The 23,655-nt window shown below is 68.6% G+C and carries 13 protein-coding genes; 7 read left to right on the forward strand and 6 right to left on the reverse strand.

What is annotated here, in order from left to right; translation table 11 throughout:
• Positions 1–6: 6 nt before the first annotated feature.
• From CU044_RS37350 to CU044_RS37360, 3 genes are read right to left on the reverse strand one after another with little or no spacing between them, the layout of a single operon-like run.
• Positions 7–3,534, reverse strand: a complete 3,528-nt coding sequence (locus tag CU044_RS37350) for a hypothetical protein (protein ID WP_129773456.1) — start codon at positions 3,532–3,534, stop codon at positions 7–9.
• A 2-nt stretch (positions 3,535–3,536) separates the two neighbouring features.
• Positions 3,537–4,727: a hypothetical protein gene (locus CU044_RS37355; protein WP_129773458.1), complete on the reverse strand. Its 1,191-nt coding sequence runs from the start codon at positions 4,725–4,727 to the stop codon at positions 3,537–3,539.
• On the reverse strand, positions 4,724–6,295 hold the full coding sequence (locus tag CU044_RS37360; RefSeq protein WP_129773460.1) for a PD-(D/E)XK nuclease family protein: 1,572 nt from the start codon (positions 6,293–6,295) through the stop codon (positions 4,724–4,726). Before CU044_RS37360 ends, CU044_RS37355 begins: the two co-directional genes overlap by 4 nt.
• 95 nt (positions 6,296–6,390) lie before the next feature.
• Between CU044_RS37360 and CU044_RS37365 the strand changes: the two genes are divergently transcribed.
• Positions 6,391–7,293, forward strand: a complete 903-nt coding sequence (locus CU044_RS37365; RefSeq protein WP_165372058.1) for a serine/threonine-protein kinase — start codon at positions 6,391–6,393, stop codon at positions 7,291–7,293.
• 25 nt (positions 7,294–7,318) lie between these two features.
• Here the strand turns inward: CU044_RS37365 and CU044_RS37370 are convergent, their stop codons facing one another.
• Complete coding sequence (locus CU044_RS37370; protein WP_129773463.1) at positions 7,319–10,060, reverse strand: tetratricopeptide repeat protein; 2,742 nt, start codon at positions 10,058–10,060, stop codon at positions 7,319–7,321.
• A gap of 244 nt (positions 10,061–10,304) precedes the next feature.
• Between CU044_RS37370 and CU044_RS38955 the strand changes: the two genes are divergently transcribed.
• The 4 genes from CU044_RS38955 (at position 10,305) to CU044_RS37385 (ending at position 14,766) form a co-directional block, all read left to right on the forward strand.
• Positions 10,305–10,463 carry a hypothetical protein gene (locus CU044_RS38955; protein WP_165372059.1) on the forward strand — a complete coding sequence of 53 codons (159 nt, stop codon included), beginning with the start codon at positions 10,305–10,307 and terminating at the stop codon, positions 10,461–10,463.
• A gap of 308 nt (positions 10,464–10,771) precedes the next feature.
• Positions 10,772–11,539 (forward strand): hypothetical protein, encoded by a 768-nt coding sequence (locus tag CU044_RS37375; RefSeq protein ID WP_129773465.1) that lies wholly within the window; start codon positions 10,772–10,774, stop codon positions 11,537–11,539.
• A gap of 35 nt (positions 11,540–11,574) precedes the next feature.
• A complete protein-coding gene (locus tag CU044_RS37380) occupies positions 11,575–11,805 on the forward strand; it encodes a helix-turn-helix domain-containing protein (RefSeq protein WP_129773672.1) in 231 nt (76 codons plus the stop codon).
• Between the two features lie 393 nt (positions 11,806–12,198).
• A complete protein-coding gene (locus CU044_RS37385) occupies positions 12,199–14,766 on the forward strand; it encodes a DUF262 domain-containing protein (protein ID WP_129773467.1) in 2,568 nt (855 codons plus the stop codon).
• A 221-nt stretch (positions 14,767–14,987) separates the two neighbouring features.
• On the opposite strand, the gene CU044_RS37390 is transcribed toward CU044_RS37385, so the two are convergent.
• Positions 14,988–21,323, reverse strand: coding sequence for an ATP-binding protein (locus CU044_RS37390; RefSeq protein WP_129773469.1), 6,336 nt, complete (start codon positions 21,321–21,323; stop codon positions 14,988–14,990).
• Positions 21,324–22,119: 796 nt separating this feature from the next.
• Here CU044_RS37390 and CU044_RS37395 point away from each other — a divergent pair.
• Both CU044_RS37395 and CU044_RS38960 read left to right on the forward strand, forming a co-directional pair.
• Positions 22,120–22,968: an IS5 family transposase gene (locus tag CU044_RS37395; protein WP_129773471.1), complete on the forward strand. Its 849-nt coding sequence runs from the start codon at positions 22,120–22,122 to the stop codon at positions 22,966–22,968.
• Positions 22,965–23,108: a hypothetical protein gene (locus tag CU044_RS38960; RefSeq protein ID WP_165372055.1), complete on the forward strand. Its 144-nt coding sequence runs from the start codon at positions 22,965–22,967 to the stop codon at positions 23,106–23,108. The genes CU044_RS37395 and CU044_RS38960 overlap by 4 nt, the downstream gene beginning before the upstream one ends.
• A 208-nt stretch (positions 23,109–23,316) precedes the next feature.
• Here the strand turns inward: CU044_RS38960 and CU044_RS37400 are convergent, their stop codons facing one another.
• Positions 23,317–23,649 carry a hypothetical protein gene (locus CU044_RS37400; RefSeq protein WP_129773473.1) on the reverse strand — a complete coding sequence of 111 codons (333 nt, stop codon included), beginning with the start codon at positions 23,647–23,649 and terminating at the stop codon, positions 23,317–23,319.
• Positions 23,650–23,655 lie beyond the last annotated feature (6 nt).

Genomic DNA, 23,655 nt, shown 5'->3' on the forward strand with positions numbered 1-23,655 from the left:
TACCTCCTAGCGGGTGGGCTCCAGCTCTCGCGGATGGGACGAGGCGGGAGCGGGCGTGAGCAGACGGGCGAGCATGCATCGCAACGGCTCGTACAGGGCACGGGCGATGACGCGCTCTTCGGCGGTCTTCGTGTCGCTGTCGAAGTACGGGTCCAGCACATCGAGCATGCTGTGCAGCAGACTGGACATGGGGGTGTCGGGGTGCGGTGACGCCGACGCGCGGTTCGGTGCGAATGCGGCATCGACGAAGACCACTCGCGCCGGTACACCACCGCGCAGCAGTCGCCCGATCACCTGCCACATCAGGACCAACATGTCCCACGTGACCCTCTCCCGCTCGTCGCCGAGGCGGCTCCACGCCATCGAGCGTTCGAGCACCTGGTACCAGCGCGAGCGGGCACGGCGGCGGACATCGTCCGCACCCTCCTCAACGGTGGGCCACGCCTTCACCCAGGAGTCGAACTCGCCATAGGTGGTGGCGCGGACGATCCAGTCATTGACCGCGTGGACGGCCAGTGACAGGTCGTGGGGGTGGGGATTGGGCCGGGCCAGGAAGTAGACCGTACCGATGGCGGCCTCGTCGTCATCGTTGAGAATGTTGTGGCCCCGCTCCACGGCCAGCAGAGGTGCCACAAGGATGTTCGCGTTGAGATCCTTCAGATGTTCGACGTCGCCTCGGCGCAGCGAGCGAGCACGATAGGCGGAGGGTGCTTCGTCCTCCGGGGCGATCTCCTCGTCGTCCGAGACGAGACAGAGCACACTGTCGCGCCAGCGGGAGTTGAGGTTGTGCAGGGTGTCGGCGACCACACGGGCTTCGGCGTAGCTGCCGACCAGCAGCAGGATCTGCTCCCGCCCCGGTGGCAGGGACAGCAGCTCTCGCTCCAGCGGGCCCCCGTCGAGGACGTCATACTCCCCCGCGCCCAGATACGTGGCGATGCGGCGCAGTTTCTCGGGGCGGTCCTCCGGGTTGGTTCCGGACAGGCGCAGTTTCTCGTCACCATCGTCGATGAATTCGAACCGCATCTCACTCTCGGCCGCGATGCGCTCGGTCACCTCGGGCAGCGGCTCGATGATCACACCGACCGGAACACACACGTGGTAGCGGCTGGACGCGCCCGCCCAACTGCTCCCGGACATGAGCAGGAGATGTGCGCCGGGGCGGCCGTCCACGGAGGCGAGATGGGGCATGGCACGCAGCAGTTCGCGACCGACGCCGCTACAGCGGAAGAAGGTGAGTTCCCCGCTGCGGACGCCGCCCTCGTCCTCGCCGGAGACCCGGAACTGGAACCCCAGCACATTGCCCATGGGCGCCTCGGGCACCATGGGGCCGTAGTCGAGCGGCCGACGGTACATGTCGTTGTAGCCCAGGCTGAGAGCGGCCTCGACCCGCGGCCACATGGCGTTGATCATGGCGAGACGGGGTTCCAGAGCGCACAGCAGCAGTGTGAACTCGAAGCGCTTGGCCAGCTCTTCCCGCCACTGCTCGGGAGTCTGCGGCGGCGGCAGTGGCTTGAGCTTCCGGGCCCCGCGCCCGCGCTTCTTCTGCCGCTCCTCCTCGCGGCGCGCCCACTCCGCGAAATCTTCCTTGTATGCCCGTCGTCGGGACGCCAGGTGCTCCGCGTCGATACGGAAGACGGTCTCCATGACCGCCATGAGGCGACGCCGGGTGTTCTCCGGATTCCCCGTGTGGAGTGTTTCGTTGAGCAGTGCGGTCAGATGGCTGAAATCCTCTTCCGTCCGTCGGGCGCGGTCACCGAAGGGGTTGTCGCGGAACGCGTCGAGGAATGTGCCCAGCGCCTCCCTCGGCGCGTGGTTCTCGTGCTCCGGACCACTGTCCTCCGGAAGCGGATAGCGTTCGTCGAGCAGACCGAGTTGGAGCGTCCAGGCGCTGAAGTACCCCGTACGGACCCAGCTGCGCAGGTCATAGTCCGCGACGAGCATCGCGTACAGCCGGTCCGTCGCGGAGGCCGCGGTGTTGAGCGCGGCGGAGAAGGTCTCCACGTCTCGCTCGGAGAGCTGGGTACGCCCGCTCGCCGCGAGTTCCCGGATCTTGTGCCGGGTGAGCTCGTCGATGAAGCCCTTGTCCTCGTCGCTGGCGAGAACCGCTGCCGGCGCGAAGATCTGGTCCAACTGCATCTGTACGCGGTCGGCCTCGTCGACAATCACGAGGTCGCTGCGTCGACACGCGAGTTCGAGGTAACGGATACGCTCGCCGTTCTGCGGACGAGGTGGCGAGGCGTCGATCAGACCGGCTGGTGTGGCAACCCAGATGAACGCGTCGACCAGGCTGCGAGCCCCGTGATGCCGAGGGCAGACGGACCAGTAAGGACAACTCGTCAGGTGCTTCTGCCAGGGAGATGTCCGCGCGCCGGATCTGCCGCGCCCCGGGTCCGAGCGCGGCCTCAGCCGGGCGCAGGGGGCCTCGGTGAAGGCGAGCGGTTCAGCGGACGGCGCGGCGCCCTGTCTCCGGGCGTTGAGGGCGCAGGATGTGCCGAGGTAGGCGAAGGCCGGGTCGCCGTGGGCGAGTAGTCGGTGCTCGCCCCGCCCTGCGAGCCGACGGTGCAGCCGCTGGGCGTGCCGCTCCCGGCCGGAGGAACCCAGGACGGGGGCGGCCGCGCCATCCGTGTAGAGGTTGTAGAGCTCAACCAGCTTCAGCACCTCCGCGACGTCGGAGACCACGATGGTGGTGCGCTTGCCGAGCTTCGCGAGGTGCACGGCGATGATGTCGCGCAGCGTGCTCTTGCCCGCACCCACGATGCCGAGCAGGTGCTGGATCTTGTCGATCGTGAACTCGAAGTCGTGACGCTTGTGGAAGGCGTCTTCCTCCTTCGAGGAGAGCTCGAACGCCCCGAGCCGCTCCACCCATCGCGGCGCCCGTTCCTTTCCGGTACGGGCATACGCGGCGTCCATCTCCGCCGCGGTGCGCTCCAGATCCTCGCGGGTGAAGACCAGGGGCTCACCGTCACCGACGGGGGTCATGTCCAGGTCGTGGGCGATGACGGGGGTGTGAGGAACGCTCGGCAGATCGACCACCGCGAGGGAGCGGCTGACGGGAAAGGCGTGCGGTCCCGTGCCCGCGACCGGCAGTCGTTTGCCCGCCAGCGGCGGGGCCGCCCGCAGCAACTGGTCGTAGACCTTGAAGCGGTCGCCGGCGACGGAGACCTCGCGGCGTGCGGCCGACGCCTCGGTTTCCGGTACGTCGTAGCCGCGCACCCTCGCGTCGAATCGCTGGTAGCGCTCAAGGGCCTCACGCCAGGTCCTGCCTCTGCGCAAGGTCCACAGCGAGTACCGGGCGACCCGCAGCGTCCTCGCCGCGTCCGGCGGCAGTGGCGCTCCGTACGCCTCCGCGAACCCGTATCCGCTGAACAGCACCCAGGCGCCACCCGCGGGGGTGCCGGGCATCAGCTTCTGCTGGAGGTACAGGCCGAGTTCGACCTGGCAGAACGCTTCCAGTTCGGGCTTGCGGACGGACTGCCCCAGGAACGCCGCGAGGGCGCGGACCACGTCGTTCAAGGGTGGTGTGATGCTACGCATCGTCATTCCTCATCTCTGAGTCGGTTCGCGGTTGCCGGGTGCGCTCGTCCGTCATCGCCACCGTCGGCGAGCGGCGTCCCGATGCGGTGCACGACGCTCATCGGGGTGGTCAGCACCATCCGTTCCCGCAGAACGGCAGGCAGCGCGGCGTTGAAGTCCGCGCGGTAGCCGTCGCGGTCGGCGAGCCGTTGGGGCACCACGATGAGAGTGCGATCCGCGAACGGCGCGCTGTTGGTGAGGTGGACGGCGAGCAGGCTCGGCTGCAGCCGGTCGTGCACCTCCACGTCCAGGGTTTCTGATCCGGTGCCCCGCAGACGGTAGGCACACAGCCGTTCCGGCAGGGCCTCGTACTCGATTCCGGCCCTGTCGAGTGTGTCGAGGGTCGCTGCCTCGGCCCTCTGTGGCAGCACGAGAAACGCGCGCAACGCGCGCCGTAGCAGCAGGGCGTGGTCCGGATCACGGATCAGCCCGAGACCGGTGGGGCGCGCGCATTCCTCCCCCTCGCACCAGATCTCCTCGTCATCGACAGGCCGCCCCGGAACAGGCCCGGGACGACCGTGCGGCAGAGCGGGGAGCCCGCACGCCGGACAGTGCCGGAAGGCACCATCAGCGATCAGGAATTCGGGGATGGGGCGGTAGAGCTCCTTGACCCTGCTCCACACGGCCTTGCTCCAACCGAGCGTCCGGCGGTCCTCCTGGTGCACGACGGGGTGGCGCGCCAGGAACTGTCGGCTTCGTCGGTACCTCTCGGTCGATCCGCACCGTGCCTCCAGGTCGTCCAGGAGCGTGCGGGCCTCCGTCACCACGCCTCCAGCCGATCCGTGGGAGGCCACTTCGAGACAGGTCCGCGTGGGCATCAGGCCGACCGGGTGCACCAGCGTCACGTCCGGGGTGACGAAGGAGGCCGGGACCCCGAAGAGCCGATCGTGCGCCGTTCTGGTCCGGCACCACTCCCATAGCTCGGGCAGACTTCTCGGCGGGGCCTCACCGATGTCGAGACAGCGCGTCACCGTACGGTCCAGCGCTCGCTGGGCGAAGCCGGGGTAGGGCAAGGTGAACGAGCGAAGGCCCTGGACCTCGGCCAGAGCCGCCACCATGCGGGCCAGCTCACAGAACAGCTCGGTACCCGCGTCTTCCCGTACCTCGCCGGATTCCGGCCGAGTGCCCCGGCGCCCGGTCGCCCCCGCCCTCACGCGGGCACCTCGGCGGCGAGAGACGCCGAACACCAGCGGGCTACTTCGCACCGGTCGCAGCAGCGTCCGGGGACGGGCGTGTAGTGATCGTCCCCGTGCCACTCGGCCACCATCGTCCGCAGGACCTGCTCTGCCGCGGTCCGGTTGGCGGGAGCGAAGGGGTCGATGATCTCCAGGTCCGCGCCGCCGGGGCGCAGTACCTCCAGTTCGACCCGGGCCCGGTCCGGCGTTCCGCCGAGATCACCGCGTGCGACGAGCAGGACGGCCAGGGCCAACTGCGGGTACAGCTCCAGCAGCGGACGGCTCGACCGCCAATCGGCGGCAGAGGTCTTGGTCTCGCGCCACACCCACGAATCCACGTCCCGGTAGAGCAGATCGGGTTCCGCTATCACCACGACGTCAGCAGCGGTGTCGTGCCGGACCACCCGCGGTTCGGTCCGTAGGTCCGTGCCGTCCTTGGCGCACCGCAGCGGACAGACCGCGGCGTGGCGGCGCAACAGGCGTACGCCGAGCGCGCGTTCGTGGTCGGGCAGGACGAATCCGTCCGGCACCCACTGTTCGGGAACCTCGGCTGTGCACGGCCGGGGAGAGCCGTGGCCGTGCCGGTCGGCGAGGTAGGCGTGCAGTGCCCGTCCCCGCTCGGCAGTCACCTCGCGTTCGACGGAGTCCGCCGCCGGCAGACGCAACCGGCGCATATGGTCGCGGGCCGGGCACGCACGATAGTTGCGACCGTTGGTTACCGACCAGGTACGTCGCGGCCGACCCGTCGCCTCGATTCCCAGCACCCCTGGCGCGGTACGCAAAGCCGGGCAGACGCGCACGAAGGGGCACGCGGCGCACGAGGCACCGGGACGGTACTCCTGCCCGTTCAGAATGCCGGCCAACGCATCGGGTCCGTGTTCGCGGTAGAGGGCGAGCGCCTCCGCCCGGCTTCCGTCGAACAACTCACGCGTACGGCCGTCGAGCAGGGCGAATTCCACGATCCGTACGTGCTCCGGCAACGGCCCAGGAGCGCCTTCGGCCAGCACCAGGGCGGCGGCGGCGATGAACCCGTCGGGCGGGAGGCGCCGGTTCAGACGATGCACGGGCAGGCGGAGTTCGCGATACGTCCCGTCGGCGGACGCCAGGCAGCGGCCCCACACGGTGAACCGGTACTCCTCGGCGGTCCGCGCGTCCGGTCCCGACGGCCGGTAACGATAGGTCCACCGTTCGGCCACCTCACTCAGCGGACATGACGGATCCGTGGGGAAGGCGGCCTCGTACATGGTGATCCCGTGCTCCGCCCAGGTCCGGAGCCCGTCGTGGAGGGGGGTGGTACGCGGCCTCCGGGTGCCGGGCGACACGGAGCACCCGTTGCGCGCATCGCAGGCCGCCATGAAGGGGCCGAGGGTGAAGTGCTCCAACCGCTCGCGGCGGCTCGGGACCGATTCCAGCGGAAGGTAGCCACGCGCCTTGAGGGCGTCCGCCGCCGGGCAGCGGAACTCTCCACTCTTGAACATGCCGGCGGATACCGTGATGACCTCGGATGTGCGGCACACCCCGTCCGGGGGCAGCCATGACTGTGACATTCCTTGCTCCTGTTCCGCGTGGGGTACATACCTGTTGTCAGGTCGGTCGGATCGATGCCCGACTCGGGGGACTTCGACCAGAAGGGAAAGAGTCAGTGAAGAAGATCGAGCGGCTCGGCGATGTCGAAAAGCACTATGAAGTGCTGGACATGGTCGGCTGCGGCGGCCAGGGCGAACTATTCATCGGCCAGCACCGCAAGAGTGGGGAAAGGGTGGCGCTGAAGGTCCAGAAGCCCTGGGGTCTCGGGGCGAGGAAATATTTCGACGAAGCCGGGGAAGAACTGCTCGAAGAGGGTGGCCGCATGCTGGCGCTGACCGGAATCAAGGCGATCCCTGAAATCCTGGCCACCGGCACGCACAAGGGCCGCAGATGCCTTGTCATGGAATTCGTCAAGGGACGCCAGCTCCAGGACGTCCTGCTGGCGGCGCGGCCGGTCAGACACCCCAACACCGTGGCTTCCGTCATCGGCCAGCTGTGCGAGATCCTGCGGGAAGTGCACGAGAAAAGACTGGTGCACTGCGATCTGAAGCCCGAGAACGTGATCGTGGAACCGGACGGCCGTCTTCGCCTCATCGACATGGGGTGGGCGGTGAGTTCAGGTGCGGAGACGGCCGACGCGCACGGCACGCTCGGATGGGCCTCCCCCGAGCAGTCCGAGGCCAGCCCTTACGGTCTGACGCCGCAGGCGGACATCTTCGGGCTGGGCTGCATCCTGCTGGAGATGACCGTCATGCGGCTGCCATACGGCGGACTGGAGGAACGTGCTGTTCTGGGCTGCCCGGTACTGCCGCCCGACCGGCTCGCTCTGCTGCCCCCGCAGTTCGCGTCCCTCGCGTTGCAGATGGTCCGGTGGGAAGCCGAGGAGCGCCCGGCAGACGTCCAGGAGGTGTTCGACCGACTCCGCCCGTATCTGCCCCCGCTCGGCTCACGACGGCCGCCGAGGCCCCTGGATCCGGACCCGACGGAGTACTACCGCACCCATCCGCCGCGGATGTGACACCTGTGCCGCGCACCGGATGGCGTCACCTCAGCCCTTCAAGCAACTCCCGGATCTCCTGCACGTCGGTGCCCCCCATCTGTTCACGCAGCACGAGGACCCTCTCCAACTCCTCCACCGCCTCCTGACTGCTTCCGGCCGACACCAGGACATCCGCGAAAAGCCGTCGCGCCTTGTCCTCGTCGGGCCAGTACTCCTGCTCCTGGTAGATGTCGCATGCCTGGCGGTACAGAGCGATGGCCTCGTCCCGCTCGTAGCGGGCGACATGTACCTTCGCCAAGGTGAACAACACGTCGGCCCGGCCACGGCGGTCCACCGTTCGCTCGACCACGCTGAGCGCGTCGGCGCACCAGTGAAGTGCCTCGCCATACTCACCGCGGTCGTAGTGGAGGGCGCCGATGCCGTTCAATGCCGCCGCTTCTCCCACCGGGTCGAGCACCTCCCGGTACAACGCGAGGGATTGGCGGAGGTTCTCCTCCGCCGGCGTCCCCCTGTCCTGCTTGCGCAGGGTGATCCCGAGCGCGTACAGCGAGCGGGCAAGGCTGAGCCGGCCACGCTCACTCTCGTCCTGCCGGCTGAGGCGGACGGCGCGCCGCAGATTGCCGGCGGCCAGCTCGAACTCCTCCAGGCGCCACCGCGTCCCCGCCAGCATCCGGTAGACCATGGCGCAATCGACCGGGGAGGCGGCCGTCTCCGCGACCTCGGCGGCACGGCCGAGGTCATTCAGCGCGTCGGTAAGGCGACCGCGACGCCATTGATAGGTGACCAGGGCCATCGGCAGCAGCCATATGTACCGCTCGGCCCCCTGGCTGACGGCCAGTTCGATGCCGCGTCTGATGGTGTCGTATTCCTTGTCCAGCAACTCCAGCGCGTGCTGGGTGTCGGCGAGGTCGGTCACCTTGACGCCGTCCGGTTCACCAATGGGCAAGGTGCGCTGGCGGTCGAGTAACCGGTCGCAGGCCCGGACGTTCTGCAATTGGTGCTCGAGCACCTGCCGTACAGTCGCCTTTTCGAAGGCTTCCTCGTCTCCGAGTGGTGCCGGTATGTGGTGTCGGGCGAATGCGCGCACCAAGTCGTGCAGGCGATAGCGGTCTGTATGAAGTTCCACCAGGTTCGCCGCCACAAGCTCTCCCAGAACGCGATCCGCGTGCATTGCCTCGCTCTCCGCGCCGAGATCCATCACAGCCTCCCAAGCGACACTCGGGCCAGGATGAAGGGCCAGCTGCCACAGCAGCATCCTGGCTTCCTCGCTGAGCGCGCGTACGGAGGAATTCAGTGCCACGCGCACCGACATATCATGTTCCGGAAGGTGCAGGGCATCCAGTCTGGCTCGCTCTTTCTTCATTTCCCGCACCAAACCGTGGATGATCTGCAGTGGGCGGTCCCGCAGGCGACGCTCCACAACGGTGAGTGCCAGCGGCAGGTTTCCGCAGAGCCGCACCAGCTCGGCGAATGCCACCGCGTATTTTGATCGATCCTTCTCGGACACCCTCTCCTGGAGTACTTCCAGGGCAGCTTCGTCCCGCAACAGCTTCATTCTGTGGGAGTGCACCCTTTTCTGGGCGCACAGCCCGCCCAACTCGTCACGACTGGTGATGATCACGGCGCAGGTGCCGACACCCGGAAGCAAAGGCAGTACCTGTTTGGTGTTGAAGGCATCGTCGAGAACGAACAGAGCCGACCGGTTGGCCAGAGCGGAACGCAGCGCGGCGCTCTTGCCCTGCACCCCTGTCACCGTGGAGTAGGGCGGCAGGGCGGCCAGGAATCCGTCCAGAACCTGTTCCGGTTCAGTCGGCCGCACCTCGCCGTCGATGAATCCGTTCAGCTCGGTATACAGAACACCGTCCGGAAACCGCTCCCTCAACTGCCGCGCGACATGGAGGGCCACCGTGCTCTTCCCCACGCCCGGCATACCGCTGAGCAGGACCAGCGCCGTTCTGCCCACGTCCTGCTCCTCGCATACGACGTCGACGAGCGCGCTGACCAGGTCCTCCTGCCCGACGGGGCGACGCTCCTCGGCGGGCAACTGGTCCGGGATCGGGAGGAGAACCGTCCCTCCCGATCGAGGTGCCTCCCCACGCAGCCTGTCGATGACGCTCTGAAGTTCGGCGTCCGGTGCCCCGGAGTGCCTTCTCCACTGGTTGATGAGTCGATCGAATTCCCGTTCGGGCATGTCCCAGCCATGCGCGATCAGGTAGTACTGGAAAATCCGGGGATGCCTCGGTGACCGCGCGTACCACTTCTCCGACTCCTCGCGGAACCACTTCTGCTTCCCGGATCTCCACGCCGCTTCCAGCAGATCGCACACGGCGGCGATCCGCTCCGCCCGCATCCGCTCCCTGCGCACCCGGAAGCCGCTCTCGATCAGCCCCCGCAGGGGTTCGTCCTCCTCCCATTCCTCCAAGGCGGCACGGAGCTGCTCGAACCGCTCCGGCAGGGGCAGCAGGGCAGCTCGCCGCCATCCCTCAAGAAAGCGGAGATAGTCGACGCTCCCCGCCGGCACACGAAGCGTGCAGAAGCCCGACTTGCCTCCGTGAGGGACGAAATCCTTGCCCAGCCGCTTCCGAAGCTCCCTGACGACCCAGTCCACCCGGTCGCCGACCCCCTCCTCTCCCTCCCAGAGGACTTCGGCGATCTCCTGCCGGCTGCACCGGCATCCCGGCGATGTGACCAACAGACCGAACAGGGCCGCCACCTTCGTCGTCCCGACGGCTCCTTTCCTGCCTGTCACTTCGACACTGACGGGGCCCAGTACGTGCCCGTCCATCACTCTCCATTTCCCCGCACGACAGCAGCGGGCCGGCCCTCGGCGACCCGGAGGTTGACACCCCTTGATCTGTGCGCAGCCGCAGCCCGCTTCACACGCGCGCGCTCCTTCACGCCCCCCGGGACTCAGTTATCGCTCAGTTTTCGCTCTGCGGGGCTCCTGGCCGCCCGGGCACGATGGCACCAGCCGCTCGCCGAAGGGCGGGACATCGGCGCAGTTCCCGATCAGGAAGGACCTTCAGCCCATGAACAACCGTCAGCGCAACCGTCGGGTGAGCCGCCTCCGGCAGTCGCCCGGCTTCCCCCCGAGCCGTCGTCGGCGGACGTCGGACACCGCCGAGGGCACGACCCCGGCGAACCAGCGGACCGAGACCCCGGACACCCCGTCCTCCGAGACGGCCTGACTTACCCAAGGGGAGGGTGCCCGACCTTGGACGGGCACCCTCCCCCTCCGAACACGCCACGTCAGCCCAGGGCAACACCGTTGCTCGTCGGGCGAGTTCGCGCCCCCTCTGCCCCTACCCCCCGCTCAGGGGCAGCGATATCGGTTTTCGATCTACACGTTCGAGACCGCATGCGTAGGTAGAAAAGTGGGGCGCCTGGGGCTGCTTCCCCCTTTGTCCTGATCGCGGAAACGGGGTGCCGTTCCCGCACCGCGTCCGCATTCACCCCATCACCCAAGGGTGCTCTCACATCCAGGAGTGGATATTTCATGATTCATTCACCGCCCGCGAGTCTGTTCGCCTCGGTGAGGCAGCACTTCGACAATCCTCGGATCAAGGAGACGACACTGGTGACCGTCGATACGGACGCGAACGGAGCGGAACCGGTTCGGCTGACCGCTGCCGAGGCCTACGAGGCCTTGTACGGGCCGGACGCCGCCCCGCAGCTCTCCGCCGAGATCTGGAAAGCAGTCCTCGGCACCGCACTGGACCAGCCCGACCCGCACGGGACCGGGAAGCTCCTCGTGATCTGGTTGGCCCTGCCGAGGCTGACCAGGACGGTCCGCCGCATCTGTGATCGTCTGCGTGCCGACCAGTCGGACGTCGAGGCCGAGATGGTCGTGGCCCTCCTCGAAGAGCTGACGCCTCCGGATGCCACGAGCCGGTCCTCCGTCGAACCACTGATCAAGGCGGCGCGGACCCGGGCGTGGGCCTTCGCTCGCGCCGGCCTGCGCGAGAGGCCGTCCACGCTGGTGGAGGACATCGCACAGGACCGCGCTCTCATCATGGCGGGCGAGACGGCTGACGTCCCCGCGACGAGGGAAGGCTGGGAGGTGCAGGTCGATCGTCCGGACGGACCGGACGGACTGCGGGCCCCTCTTCGCTTCCGGGTGCATCCCGAGCATCTGCGCGGATACGCCGTCACCGACATCGTGCACGGGACGGGAGCCCGGAAGACGGGGCACGGCTCCCGAAAGGCGCGGTCCAGGCGCCGCGTCGGCACCGTGCCGATGCGCCGTGCTGCGAGGCGACCGTGAAGCGCCCCGGAGACGGTCAGCTGAGTTTCACCGAGATGTTCGACCTGCCGGTCGCAGTCGACCTGCGCACGGCGGCACGCGCGCTCGGAATCTGCTCCGCGACCGCGTACCGGCTGATCCACAGGAGCGAGTTCCCCTGTCCGTACCTCCGCGTCGGCGGCAGGTACCGGGTACCGACACGCGAGCTGATGCGCATTCTGGGAATCGAAGAAGGCCCCATGTACTCCGTGGAGCCGGACACGGATGACGAGGGACCGCCCTTCTAGGCCCCGACCACCGGCCCGAGTCCGACCATGCTGCGGCCCCGGGGCTCAAGCCCCGGGGCCGCAGCCGTTGCTGTCCCATCCGGCACCCTCGCGGACGAGCGGATCCGACGGCGCGCCGTAGGCATACAAAACGTCGACCGTCTCGGCGGCGCGGAGCACACAGGTCCGGTCAGTGCGTCGATCTCAGAGACTCGACAGCCGATCAGCACCTTGCGCCCACTGGATAATCGCACCGCGATCACAACCCGGCACGCACGGAGACAGATGGATCACGCCTCCGGCTGTGGTGTGCCTGCGCGGACGAGCGTTGAGGAAGTCCCGCCACCGCTCAGCGGAAGGCCCTAGGGTCGTTCCCGTATGTCACGACCGCGTTGATCGCCAAGGGGGGCCACGATGCAGGCGAAAGAGACGGTGTTCGCCGATCTCGTGCAGGGGAGGGCCCAGCAGTTTCAGGTGCCGCTCTATCAAAGGACGTACTCCTGGACGGAGAAGCAGCTCAGGCAGTTGTGGAGCGACATCCTGGAGCAGGCTGAGCTGATTGAGCGCGGGGAGAAGGCGAGTACGCACTTCCTGGGGTCCGTGGTGCTCGCGCCGTCCCCGCAGAACGAGGCGACGTTCCCCCGCTGGCTCGTCGTCGACGGTCAGCAGCGGCTGACCACACTCTCCCTCGCCCTGGCCGCGATCCGTGATCACATCAAGGACGCCGAGCCCGACGAGGCTGAACGCATCGGCGAGGAATACCTGGTCAACAAGCGCAAGAGCGGCAACGATCACTTCCGGCTGCTGCCGACCCAGGCGGACCGGCGGCAGTTCGCCGCACACGTTCGCGGCCCGCTCGCGGAGCAGCCCGCCGACGGAAGTGTCGCCGCGGCGTACAGCTTCTTCCGCCGCAAGCTGGTCGAGACGGTCGGTCCCACTGGCCCGCGGGACGCGTTCCGCATCGAGCAGGCCATCACCTCCAGGCTGACGCTGGTGGCGGTGACCGCCGAGCGCGGCGACAACGTGCACCGCATCTTCGAGTCCCTCAACAACACGGGGCTCAAACTCAGCCAGGCGGACCTGCTGCGCAACTACCTGTTCATGCGGCTGTCCACCCACGGTGAACGCGTCTACGAGACCTACTGGCTTCCGCTGCAGGACAGCCTGAGCAATGAAGAGCTGGAACAGCTCATGTGGCTGCAGCAGGTACTCGACGGTGATGACCGGGTGCGCCGCCAGGACATGTACGCGGCCCAGCAGCAGCGATTCGAACGGGGCGAGGCAGGCGAACCGGAGATTGAGGCGTACATCAGGGAGTTGCACCGGCGGGCCGCTCTCTTCCGTCGGCTGCTCCACCCCGAGGAGGAGCCGGACGTGTCGGTCCGTGCCCATCTGCAACGCCTGGACGCCTGGCAGGCCCAGGTCACCTACCCCGCGCTGATGCTGCTGCTCGACCGGCGCGAGCGCGGAGAGGTCGATCCCTCGGACACGGCCCGTGCGATGTCGTACGTCGAGAGCTTCCTGGTGCGCCGGATGATCTGCCGGGTGCCGACCAACAACCTCAACAGGGTCTTCCAGGCCATGCCGGGGCAGCTGCCGCTCGACGTGCCCGTCGCCGACGGTCTGCGCCAACTGCTTTCCGCCGAAAACCGGTTCTGGCCCACCGACGGCGAGCTGCGGGAGAAGATCCGGACCGCGCCCTTCTATCAGTTCGGACGCTGGCACCAGCGCAAGATGGTGCTTCAGCGGCTGGAGGAGAGCTACGGACATCCCGAACCAGTGGACTTCGCCGCCGCACAGCTCACCATCGAGCACGTCATGCCGCAGTCACCCGGCGACGAGTGGCTCCGCATGCTGGCTGAGGACACGGCCGACGGGGAAAACGCGGAGGACCTGCACTCCCGGTTGCAGCACACACTGGGGAATCTGACGCTCACCGCGGTCAACTCGGAGCTGTCGAACCATCCCTTCGAGCGTAAGCAGGACCTGCTCCAGGGCAGTCACCTGGAGATGAACCAACGCATCGCCGCGACCGAACGCTGGGGCACGGAGGAGATCCTGGCTCGTGCCGACGAGCTGGCCGACCGCGCCATCGCGCTGTGGCCGGCCCCGTTGCGCGGAGTCGGCCGCGCGGAGCGCAGCCGGGATTGGCAGCTGGCACACCAGGTGCTCGCGGCGCTCCCCCACGGCACGTGGACGTCCTACGGCGACCTCGCCGCGTTCCTCGGCTCCGGTGCCCAGGCCGTGGGAAACCACCTGGCGAACACGCCGGGGTTGGTCAACGCGTACCGGGTGCTCACCTCCGAGGGCAAGGTCTCCGACGGCTTCCGCTGGACGCCGGAGAACGAAGGCGGCGACGTCCGTACCCGCCTGATCGCCGACGGCGTCCGTTTCACCGTGAACGGAGCAGCCGATCCGGCACGGCGTCTCACCTCCGACGAGCTCGCCCTGCTGGTCGCCGAGGACGACGACCGGGCCGACGGCGAGGAGGCCGCGCAGCGCACGCCGGCCGGACAGGGTGAGGAGACGCGCGCCGACCGGTTCTTCCGCCAGCTCGCGACGGACGACTCTCCCGCGACAGTGGACGCGGTGCGCGCGATCTTCGCCCGCTGGGAGGAGCTGGGCGGCTGGATCGGGTACGGAGCCGGCCACGTCACGACAAGCGCCTTCCTCATGCTCGGGGAGGCGGGCGCGCCGGGCCGTGGGATCTGGCCGTTGACGCTCTACCCGGGTGGCGGGCGCGGCGGCACGGCGGAGGTGGTGTTCCAGTACCTGGCGGCACGTGAACCGTTCACCGACCCCGCACCGCGTGCCGAACTCCTCAGCCGGCTCAACGGTCTGGAGGGCGTCGACATCCCGGAGGGCAAGCTGGCGCTCCGCCCCAACTTCCGTCTCTCAGTGCTGGAGAAGGATCACAACAGCGAACTGCTCACCGAGACCCTGTCCTGGTTCCGGGACCGCTGGGAGGAGCGGAACTCGTGAGCGGTGCCGGCCCCGTGTGACTGTCCCCCCGGTGGATCAGCCGCGTTCGGCCTCTCGGCGACTGCTTTCACCGTTCACCCGGAACCCGCACGGCCACGGTGCGAGGGTCGACCGGGGCGCTACCGACCAGGACCAGGAGTGCCCACACTGACCGCCGTCCGCGCCGGCGCGCGGCGGCTCCGCCGTCGACCGCCACTTTCATGGGCGGTCGCCGGTCCGACTCACCCGGACCTCAGGCGCACGACGAAATCCCGGATCACGACGGGTGCGGCCGCCCTTTCGGACAGGAGTCGCAGCAGATCGGGGCGGATCACGACGGCACAGCCGGTCGTCCGCGGCAAGGCGAGGTGGTAGGAGCTCCTCTCGTACTCAGTGCGCCAGCAGATGAGTCGGAGGGCCGGCCCGTGGGCGTCGTTCAGGGTCAAGGGGGCTCCCGGCCACAGGCGCAGTGCCGCACGGAGCCACCGGCCCGGTGTCAGCGTGAGGTCGGGCAGCCCCAGACCATGAGCGGCGTCCCCTGCGGCGGCCATGTCGCGGTCGACACCCAGCAGCGGGAGCGCCTGCGGAAATCCCCGAGGCAACTGCTCCGGCCCCTCGGCCCATTCCTTGAGGTCGCCTTCGGAGAATGGAGGGACGTCCCTGTTCGTCTGGCCCGTGCCGTCCGTTACCTCCGGGCCCGAGAACCTCAGGCTGACCGAGTCGGTCGTCCGGCTTCGCAGCGACAAAAACCTGCGCTTCTCCACAGAACCGAGGATGTACCAGCCGGTGAGCGGCTGGCCGCGCAGGACGTCCGCTTCCGCCAACGGCCGTACGGAGACGGTCTCCGCTGCCGCTCCGGCCACCGAGTCGACCGGCTCGTCGGGGTCGGTCGGCTCGTCCGGACCGGGTGGCATCCGAAGGCCGGGGCGTGGCCAGCGGGCCGCCTCGAAGGCCAAGGGGACGAACGGGCTGTCCGCCAGCGCGGTGGCCAGTTGGTCCTCCCAGGCGTGTGGATCGGACACGCCCTGACCAGTCGTGAGCCGGTGAGCGCGACTGCCCGCCGCCGTTCGCTGGACCGCTTCCTCGACTGCCTCCTCGGTGGCGAGGTACGCATCCGGGGACAGTTGATCATCGGCGCTCCGGTAGGCACGGAGCTGCGTCCTGCACCTGTCCTTCGTGCGCTCGCTGTCAAGCCTGCGGCGGGCGTCGGCGAGAACCGCCCGGACCAGCCCCGGCTGTAGCTGCTCGGCTTCGTACAGCCGTGCGCCGGCCAGTTCTCCGACGAGCCCTTCCAGCATCTGGTCGTCCCGGCTGTGTTCCGGCCCGGAGGACGTCCACAGGCGATCCTGGGGCTTCAACGCACGCGGATCCGAAGGCCCCATGGGGACGTTCCCCGCGTCGGTGAGCAGCCGGCGGGCAAGGGCCCGGACAGTGAGCAGAGGGCCTTGGGCCAGCGCCTCGAGCGCGTCCTGGCAGTGGTCCACGACGGGACGGCCGGCTGGCCCCTGCTCCTCAAGAAGACACAGCAGCCAGGTCAGAGTCGCCGGATCAGACGCCTGCTTCAGCGCCAGAGCCACGGCGGGTGCCGCTGCCTCCGGGCGCAGGGAGACGAGAGCCCGCGTGGCAAGCATCGAGCGCCGTTTGGCCTCGCGTCCCCCATGGGCCACTCCCGCCAGTGTCGCCGTCGCGAGGGCGCGATGAAGATCGCCCGGTACGGCCGCGCCGGTGTCCCGGTCGGGGGCGCGATAGAAGTGATCGGGGTCGTCGCTGTCATGGACCCGGGGCGCCCTGTCCTCGATGACCGCCGCCGCTTCGTCCCACAGCGCGAACCCGAGATCGAGCGAGCTGCGCTCGGGCAGGCTGATGGTCTGACGGACGAAGGCGAGAATCAGCGCCTGAGTGACGCCATGGGTTCCGTATCGGCCGGTGCTCACGATGGCTTCCACCTCTTCGGCGACAACGCGGAAGGTGACGGCCGGATCAATCTGCGCGGCTCTGCTCAGGGCGTCGAGGGACGTCTCCCCGCCGAAGTTCAGCCACCCGCCCTGCCCGCGCGTCCGCACCCAGGTCAGTGCGTACGCTTCGGCGGCCAGGCTGTCCTGACCATGCCGTTCGAGTCCGTCCGCGAGGCGGCGCAGAAGGAGGGGTCCGTCCTGGAAGTCGAACGGCCCGGTGATTGCCCGCAGCACTTGCGCGGCCTCATCGGCACGTCCTTCGTCAGCGAGGCCGAGCAGCCGGTAACCAATGATGTTCGTTGTGCGGTCGAGGACCTGCCGTGGTGTGCCGGCTCCGTAAGGCCGCAGGCGCCATTCCCTCAGCGCGCGGATCAGGCCGGCGGGACCTGGCGGTACGAGTGGCAGGACCGTACCGGCCGGCACGTCCCTGATCGCGGTCGCTCGCGCCGGCCTCGGCGAGCCGCTCCTTTGCCCGGCTTCCCTTGCGGCCGAAGAGTCGGGGAGGGGGTCGACGCTCGGAGTACCGGCGCGTTCGGCCACGGTGTTGAGCGCCGCGACCCGTCGCTCGTCAGCAGCCTTGATCTCGTCACCGTTGGAGGAGTCATAGCGCACCTGCCGCTCATCCGCGCGGCTCAGTGCACAGCGGAGCAACTGCGACACACCGTCCGGCATCGACGGACCCGATGCCCGGACCAGGCGGTCCAGCACCACCGCGTCCCCTTCCAGGAGCGGGCTGTCCAGCGTGAGGCGGAGCGCCGTTGCCACGACCGGGTCCGCGTCGTCCTTCCAGCTGTGCCAGAGGTTCTCCCGCGCGCCGTGGAGGAGGTCGGCCGGACCGTTGCAGTCGTTGAGGAGCCCGGTGGCGGCGAGCCGGGCGAGGGCAGTGGGGTCCGCCCCGGCCAGTACGCTCCACCATTGCCGTCGTGTGGCGTGCGTCTCCTTGCCGTCGGTGTGGAGGGCCAGGCGCTCGCACAGCGGCTGGAGCTGCGCCACCCGTGCCCTGCCACGGGCCGGGTCGGCGGCGACGAGAGCGGGCAGCGGGTCCAGCACCTCGTAGGCGGTGATGTCCTTGTGCCAGCCGTAGGCCACCAGGAAGCGACATGCCTCCAGCCAGCGCGCCTCCACCTCGGCGGGATCGTCCGATGCGAGGGCGAGGCGCGCGTGGGTGAGGAGGTAGCCGGCCAGGTCGCTGTAGTAGCGTCCGCCGGCCTGCTGCTCGAACTCGTTCTGGATGGCTGCGTCCACGCCGGCCCGCCGTGTGGGCGTGGTGTGTTCGACGGCGATCGAGAGCAGAACGTCGGCGGGCAGCGGACCGCCCAGTTCACCGCGCAGGGTTGTGCTGATGCCCCGGCTGACGCAGATGAGCGTCTCCCACGCCTGAGGCCAGTCGTCGTCGCACACGAGCACGACCGCCCGGCGCACGGTCTCCTCGACGAGCGGATGTATCGCATAGAGGTCGCACGCACGCGGATTGCCGGCGAAGGGCCGGAGGTCTCCCCTCAGCAGCCCGAGGGCTTCCACCGCCAGACCGGACCGGAGGGCCGCGCCGGCGGACTCGGCACGCACGAGAGCGATCACGAAACGCAGCCAGCAGGGATACCAGCCAGGCCCCCGGACGAGCGCCTCCGCCGCATCCAGCCCCACGGGGTCGGTCACTGCCGCGGCTGCCAGCGTGTCCAGCCACCGGGCGACGGCCTCGGCACTCCATCGGACGCGTTCCCGCTGTACGTCGCGCGTGAGGGAGAGCAGCGCGTCGCGGACCGGGGTACCGTCTCCCGCAAGGTCGGCCGCAGCGGCGCCCAGCGCCAACAGCCGGTGTGCCGTTCCCGGCAGATGCCCCAAGCCGGCGGCCTTCCGGGCCCAGTGCGCCGCGCTGCCCGGCTGTCCGGGGACCGCACCGGCAGCGATCCGCTCGGCGAGCGAGAGACACACCGGGCCTCCCCGTGTGAGTCGCGGTACCAGGCCGGTGACGGCATCGGTTCCCTCGGTGTCGAGCAGCACCTTCACGACGGCGTCGGCCGCTGACTGGTCGCCGTGTTCATCGAGCCACCGAGCGATACGGTCCGGCGACACCGATGCGCCGGGCCCGTCCCGCCCCGCCTCCTCCGCCCGGTGTGCCGCGGACAGGCGCAGCCGGCCGCGCAGCCGGGCCAGGCTGACGGCCCGGTCGGAATCCTCTCCGTACGAGGTGTTGTCGGATTCGGCCTCGTGCTCATGTGCCGTCATGTACGCGCGCCAGGGTGCCACGGCACCCGCCGCATCGAGAACCGCGCACATCCGCAGCCCTGCCCGGGCGGGCATCACGGTCCGTCCGTCGTACAGGAGCCGGTCCGCCATGGTCTGGGCCCCGAGCAGAGCGATCGGCACGTCGGCGAAGTCCACCAGCACCGAGTCGAAGCGCTCGGTCTCGTACGTCTCCGCGGCCCTGGCGAGCTCGACGCACCGCACGACGAGCGGCCACTCTCCCGACCTGGCGGCGCAGCGCAGCCCGGTGGCCAGGTTGTCCCTGATCGCCGAGGCCGGGAACGCGGCCGAGACGGCACGGACGACGAAGTCCCGCCCAATGTGACCGAGCACCTCCGTATCGCGCCCCGCCTCGGCGAGGATCCGCAGGAGCTGGCGAAAGGCCCTCGGGTCCTTGAACAGCCCCTTCCCCCTCAGCCACGTGGCGATCAGCGCCAACGTGGACTCCAGGGCATCGGGGTGGTCCTCGTACCCCAGGCGCAGGTAGCGGGCGAACGACTCGTGGAACACCCGGACTTCGCCCTGCCCGGTCCGCTCCGAGAGCACCGGGGCCAGGACCTTCAGCGCACGGTCGATCCGGTGCCCCCTGTCCGGGACGATCTGTCCGAGTTCCTCGCGGGTGACCGGCATGCCGAGCAGGGCGATGATGTCCGCGACGACCTCCGCCTCGCCGCCGAGGGTCTCGTAGATGTGGGTGTAGTACTCCTCCAGTGAGTCCCGGTACGCGGGAAGCGCCCACACAGTTGACGCGGCGTCCGTGACCGCCTCCGGGCGGAGGGCGACCTCACGGCAGAGATATCGCGTGTAGAGGGCGTTGCCGCCCGAGCGTGCCCGCAGCGCGCCGAGGAAGTCCGTGATGTCCCGGCCGTCGGTCAGCAGTGCCTCGGTGCGGCCGGTGCCCGGCGACGGGACGAGCCCGAGCCGCTCGGCCATGCCGCGGAGTTCTTCCGGTGCGAGCGGCGGTACGGCGACGGTAGCCGCCCCCGCTTCCCTGAGGGGGGCGAGATGGGTCCCGGGCTGGCTGAGGACGATGAGCACGCTGCCGGGCGGGAGCGGCAGCGAGCTGAGTACCTCGGCAAGGGCCAGGGACGGATCCGCTCTCCTGGTCCTGCCGCCTCGTACGCGGGTGACGTGGTCCAGCCCGTCCACGACGAGTGCTACTCCCCGGGCGGGCTCCCTGCGCAGTGCGTTCGCCACCACCTTCGTCAGCGCCTCCTCGTCGGCGGCGAAGCGCGGGCGCTGGTCGTGAACGAGGCCCGGATCAGCCTCGGCCAGGCGACCGAGCAGGCTGCCGAAGACCGATTCGGTCATCGCCCGGGTCAGTAGGTCACCGTCGGCGTCGCCCAGGTAGCAGTAGTGTTCGGCGACCAGCCATGCGTCACGGGTGAGCTGTTCGACCAGTTGCTGACACGCCCAGGACTTCCCCTGCCCCGGCGGGCCGGTCACCAGCAGAACGCCCCCGTCAGCCGCTGCGGTCCTGGCCGCCTCCACCAGGGCACCGACCGCACGGGGCCGCACCACTTGCAGGGTCCGGTCGACAGGATCCGCACGTACGACGGCGCCGAAGTCCCAGCACAGCTGGGCCCGACGCAGCAGTTCCCGCGACGTGACCTCGATACCCCCCTGACGTGCGGCCCGGACCGTGCGGATGAGCGCCTCGGCCACGTCAACTGCCGAGCGTCCTTGGTTGGGGTGGATCCCCGCACCGAGTTCGCCGCGCACCCGCTGGAGGAGGAGTTGCTCGGCCGGCCCCGGCCGCTGGAGGTCCATCGTCATGGGCGGCGCGGCAAGCTCCACCACCAGATGCTCGCAGAGCCACTCCAGATCCGCCCTGGACACGGCTGTGTCACCTTCAGTCAGGAACCCGAAGACGTTTCCCGCCTTCCGCCGCCCCTGCGCCGGGAGTTCGACGCCCTGCCAGAGGGCCTCGGCATCGAACCTCAGGAGAGTGTTCGTCATACCCGCCAGGAACGGCGCGTCGGACGCCCGCGCAGGCACCATGACCTTGCTCAATACCGCGTCGTCCGGTGGTGCGTCCCGCATCACGATGCGCAGCCGGACCGTAAGGGCGGTGGCTCCAGGACCGTCGCGATCGGCGGCGGCCGCCGCCACGAGGCGGTCCAGCCTCAGTCCCCGGCCGTCCAACGTGAACGTGCTGTAGGCGAGGGGGTGATCGTCGTTGTCCGAGTGCTTGAACTGGGTCCGCTCACGGCATCCATCCGCTCCGATGACCGTGAGGTCGTCGAAACGGTCGTCCGGCACCAGTTTCTCGTCCACGTGCACGGCGATAATCCCGCCCAGCGGTAGATCCACCATGCGGCACGCCTCTAAAAGATCCTGGTATTCGTAACCGCGATGCGCGGCAGTCAGATCACCCATGTTGCGAGCATTGTCCCCGGTTGGCTGCCCGCAGGTGGGATAAGTGATGAAAGTGCGTTGGTGATCTCTACCGACGGGGCAGCAAGTCAGGATCCCGCCGAAGCATGACGGACTCCGGGGCCACCAGCACCGCGAACAACGCGGGGTGGATAGCCCTCAAGAGTGCGCGAGGGAAGGCCGCTGCGAAAGAGGCGAGAGTTTCCCTCACAGAACAGGGCGGCGAGAAGGGGCGGCGGTGAAGGCGGAAGCAGACCACGGATCGGCACAAGAACCTGCCGCCGCACGACAGCGCCGCACTTCACGCGCACGCGCAAAACCGCAGGTCAGTCGTCCTTCTTCACCGGCTCAAGGATCGCCACGCACTCCACGTGGTGCGTCATCGGAAACGTGTCACAAAAAGAGGGACGGGACATACCTGCAGTTCAGGCACCATTTTCCGGTCTGTCGGGGGAGCCCTCGGGCGCCCGGAGCGTCAAATGAGCGTCACGACAGGCCGAGACCGCTTCCTCACGTACTCGTCTCGACAAGGTCTGCCGACAGGACGTTGGCCGCCCAGTCGCGGGTGAAGGCGGTGCCGTGCTCCGCCATGGCACCGGCTGGCCCGGAAGGATCCATACCATGTGGGCTCCTTCCGGCCTCGACGACCATCGCACTGCCCGTAAGCGCAGAATAGGCACGGGTCATCCTCAGCCTCGCCGTTCCCGCCTGTGAGTGGGTGGTTCGTGAGTCTTTGTAATGGTGTGACGGCGAGGCGGAATCTTCCGGTCCGCGGTTGCTGATCTGGTGATGTGATCGGGTGAGTGAACGCAATCCGTATCCGCGTGACTTATCGGACGAGCAGTGGTCGTTGATCGAGCCGGTGATCAGCGCTTGGAAGGGCCGGCACCGCTCGGTCAGCGGCCATCAGGGCGCCTACGACATGCGGGAGATCGTGCACGCGATCCTCTACCAGGGGCGGACCGGCTGTCAGTGGGCCTATCTCCCGCACGACATGCCGCAGAAGAGTGCCACGTACTACTACTTCGCCGCCTGGCGGGATGACGGAACCGACCGGGTCATCCATGAACTCCTGCGCTGCCAGGTCCGTGAACGCGCCCGTCGATTAGAGGACCCGACCCTGGTGGTGTCGGACACCCAGAGTATCCACGCGGCCGTCGGGGTCCCTGCCGCCACGACCGGCTACGACCCGGCCAAGCGGGTGCCGGGCCGCAAGCGCGGTCTGGCCGTGGACGTCCTCGGCCTGGTCATCACGGTCGCCGCCCTCGCCGCGAACGTCCACGACAACACCGCGGGCATCGTCCTGCTGGACCAGGTCGCCGAACACACCGGCAGCACCGTCCGTAAAGTCCTGGTCGACCAGGGCTTCAAGAACCAGGTCGTCGACCACGGCGTCGGCCTGGGCATAGACGTCAAGATCGTCGCCCGCGACCCCGGGCGCCGGAGTTTCCGGCCGCAGCCGAAGCGGTGGAGGGGCGAGCAGACCTACGGGATTCTGATACCGCACCGGCGCCTGGCCCGCGACTACGAGCACCGCCCCTCCTCCTCCGCCTCCCGCGTCTACTGGGCGATGACCCACGTCATGACCCAACGCCTCACCGGCGCGAACGCCCCCACCTGGCGCGTGGCGCAGGCGGTGGCAGCGTGAACATCCGGCCCCTGCTCGACGCCGTGGACCTTCAGGAAGACGCCGCCCGGCCCCTGGCCGACGACCTTCGCGCACACATCGACGACCTGAAGACCCGCACCCGCTCCTCCACGGCACAAGCCCCCGGATACCCGAGCTGAACGGACTCGGCGTCCCGCAGACACATGCCAAAAGAAATCCATCTCGGACTTCAACTCCTCCTCCCTCAGCATTTCTGTCTCGCCCTCAGGGGCGCTCCTCGCTTTTCAACAGTCAGGAGACCTCTTCCTCGAGTCCAGCCTCCAACAGGAAGAAACGGCCCGCCGGTTGAAATGACGGGCCGTCACGAGATGCCGAGGTTAGTGCCTCTCAGAAGCCTCGCTCCAGCACCCTTATCTCGTCCAGAGCTGACTCACTCAGAAAGTCGCCCAACATTGCCCGCATGTGGTGAGAATCCTCTTCGTCCGCCCGGATATACATGCTGTAGCCGGGGACTCGGGCTCCCTCGATCATGCTGAGTGCCACGTCTTCACCATTCTCGAGGCGCCAGGCGAACGTTCGCCTGGGCCCGAGATCCCATTCGTCCTCGAATCTCTCATAATCTCCCCAAGTTGCCACCAGTTCATCGGACGTCACGTCGATATGGGCAACGTAGATCGATCGCCTACCGCCAGTCATCTCCGACGTATTGATTCGCTCCATTGGGCA

This window comes from Streptomyces sp. L-9-10, assembly GCF_004151105.1.
GTDB lineage: Bacteria > Actinomycetota > Actinomycetes > Streptomycetales > Streptomycetaceae > Streptomyces.

Excerpts from the sequence above, each read along its gene's own strand:
- CU044_RS37350 (WP_129773456.1), bottom strand. The coding sequence starts at position 3,534 with ATGCGTAGCATCACACCACCCTTGAACGACGTGGTCCGCGCCCTCGCG.
- CU044_RS37360 (WP_129773460.1), bottom strand. The coding sequence starts at position 6,295 with ATGTCACAGTCATGGCTGCCCCCGGACGGGGTGTGCCGCACATCCGAG.
- CU044_RS37370 (WP_129773463.1), bottom strand. The coding sequence starts at position 10,060 with ATGGACGGGCACGTACTGGGCCCCGTCAGTGTCGAAGTGACAGGCAGG.
- CU044_RS38955 (WP_165372059.1), top strand. The coding sequence starts at position 10,305 with ATGAACAACCGTCAGCGCAACCGTCGGGTGAGCCGCCTCCGGCAGTCG.
- CU044_RS37375 (WP_129773465.1), top strand. The coding sequence starts at position 10,772 with ATGATTCATTCACCGCCCGCGAGTCTGTTCGCCTCGGTGAGGCAGCAC.
- CU044_RS37380 (WP_129773672.1), top strand. The coding sequence starts at position 11,575 with ATGTTCGACCTGCCGGTCGCAGTCGACCTGCGCACGGCGGCACGCGCG.
- CU044_RS37385 (WP_129773467.1), top strand. The coding sequence starts at position 12,199 with ATGCAGGCGAAAGAGACGGTGTTCGCCGATCTCGTGCAGGGGAGGGCC.
- CU044_RS37390 (WP_129773469.1), bottom strand. The coding sequence starts at position 21,323 with ATGGGTGATCTGACTGCCGCGCATCGCGGTTACGAATACCAGGATCTT.
- CU044_RS37400 (WP_129773473.1), bottom strand. The coding sequence starts at position 23,649 with ATGGAGCGAATCAATACGTCGGAGATGACTGGCGGTAGGCGATCGATC.